Origin of the sequence: Microbacterium sp. ZXX196 (genome assembly GCF_009709595.1) — a bacterium.
Taxonomy (GTDB): Bacteria; Actinomycetota; Actinomycetes; order Actinomycetales; family Microbacteriaceae; genus Microbacterium; species Microbacterium excoecariae.
Map to the genome: position 1 here is coordinate 1 of NZ_WMEE01000384.1, position 251 is coordinate 251.

Below are 251 nucleotides of genomic sequence, written 5' to 3' on the forward strand. Positions count from 1 at the left end.
ACTACCTCAAGGCGGACGGCTGCAATGTACCCCGGCCGGCAGGCCGTACCAAGGAGCAGAGCTACCGCGACGTGTACGAGCAGCAGAGCCGGGCGCTGTTGGCCACCGGACGTCCCATCACCTTCTCGGTGTCGGCGCCGGCCTATTTCCAGTACGACGGCGACAGCGTCTGGCATCAGGTCATCGAATGGTCCGCCAAACTGGGCAACCTGTGGCGGGGCGGCCGGGACATCGCGCTGGAACAGCAGAGC

Annotated in this window: 1 protein-coding gene; it reads left to right on the forward strand. The window is 66.1% G+C overall.

The features are described from left to right. On the forward strand, nucleotides 1-251 hold a 251-nt coding region (locus GJQ66_RS14350), incomplete at both ends, for a hypothetical protein (protein ID WP_230379663.1).